Source organism: Streptomyces calidiresistens, assembly GCF_014141525.1.
GTDB lineage: Bacteria > Actinomycetota > Actinomycetes > Streptomycetales > Streptomycetaceae > Streptomyces > Streptomyces calidiresistens.
On sequence record NZ_VKHS01001064.1, the window covers coordinates 1 to 1,509 of the forward strand.

The window sequence follows — 1,509 nt, forward strand, 5'->3', positions numbered from 1 at the left end:
GGGAACGCCCGCCGACCCCCCGTCCGGTGACGGCGAGCGGCTTCCCGACGCGCTCACCGTGCCCCCGGAGGACCTGCGCGACCTGCGCGTCACCGGCCTGCGGGTCGCCTTCGACGGCTTCACCGCCGTGGACGGGGTGGACCTGCACGTGCGTCCCGGCGACCTCCGCTTCCTGATCGGCCCCAACGGCGCGGGCAAGACCACCCTGGTGGACGCCGTGACGGGACTGGTGCCGGCTTCCGGATCGGTCCGTTTCGGCGGTCACGAACTGCTGGGCCGTCCGGTGCACCGGATCGCCCGGCTGGGCATCGGCCGCACCTTCCAGACCGCGACGGTCTTCGAGAACCTGACCGTGCTCCAGAACCTCGACATCGCCGCCGGCTCCGGCCGGCCCCTGCGCTCCCTGCTGCGCCGTAGGCGCCGGGTGCCCGAGGCGGTGGAGGAGGCCCTGCACACCATCGGTCTGGAATCCCTGCGCGACCGGCGTGCGGGAACCCTGGCACACGGCCGCAAGCAGTGGCTGGAGATCGGGATGCTGCTGGTCCAGGACGTGCGGCTGATGCTGCTGGACGAGCCGGTGGCGGGCATGAGCCACGAGGAACGGGAGGCCACCGGGGGACTCCTCCACCGTGTCTGCGCCGATCGCACCGTGGTGGTCATCGAGCACGACATGGACTTCCTGCGCTCCTACGCGAGCAGCGTCACCGTGCTGCACGCCGGGCGGGTGCTGTCCGAGGGCACGGTGGCCGAGGTCCGGGCGGACCCGGCGGTCCAGGCGGTCTACCTCGGCCACGCCGCCGGGGAGGCCGGACACGAGGGGGAGGATCTCTGATGCTGGAGATCGAGGGGTTGCGGGCCGGTTACGGCCGCACCACCGTCCTGCACGGCGTCTCCCTCACCGTCCCCACCGGGGGTGTGGTCGCCGTGCTCGGCCACAACGGGGCCGGCAAGACCACCCTCCTGCGGGCGGCGCTCGGGCTGCTGCGCCCGCGCGGCGGAACCGTCCGCCTGGACGGGGAGGACATCGGCCGTCTGCCCGCCCACCGGAGGGTACGTCGTGGCCTGGCGTGGGTTCCGCAGGGGCAGCAGAGCTTTCCCCGACTCACGGCGGTCGAGAACCTGCGGGTGATCGCGGACGGCCGGCGGGACGGTCGGGCCGCGATGGACGAGGTCATGGACCTCTTCCCGGTCCTGCGCGAACTCGGCTCCCGGCCGGCCGGGCTGCTCTCGGGTGGGCAGCGCCAACAACTGGCGATCGCCCGGGCGCTGATCACCCGACCCCGGCTGCTGCTGTTGGACGAGCCGACCGAGGGCATCCAGCCGTCGGTGGTGGCGACGATCCGCAGGACCGTCACGGAACTGTCGCGGGGGGACGGCCCGGGAGTGCTGCTGGTCGAGCAGCACGTGGCGTTCGCGGTGCGCGCCGCCCGCCGCTACCACGTGCTGGAGGCCGGACGGATCACCGCCCGGGGGGAGGCCGGGGTGCCGGGGGCGGAGGCGGAGGTGCGC

The 1,509-nt window shown here is 73.9% G+C and carries 2 protein-coding genes; both read left to right on the plus strand.

The window, feature by feature from the left end:
• Positions 1-73: 73 nt before the first annotated feature.
• On the plus strand, positions 74-832 hold the full coding sequence (gene urtD, locus FOE67_RS25440; protein WP_194444730.1) for an urea ABC transporter ATP-binding protein UrtD: 759 nt from the start codon (positions 74-76) through the stop codon (positions 830-832).
• The coding region (locus FOE67_RS25445; protein WP_182667167.1) for an ATP-binding cassette domain-containing protein at positions 832-1,509 on the plus strand (678 nt) is incomplete at its 3' end. The genes urtD and FOE67_RS25445, both read left to right, overlap by 1 nt.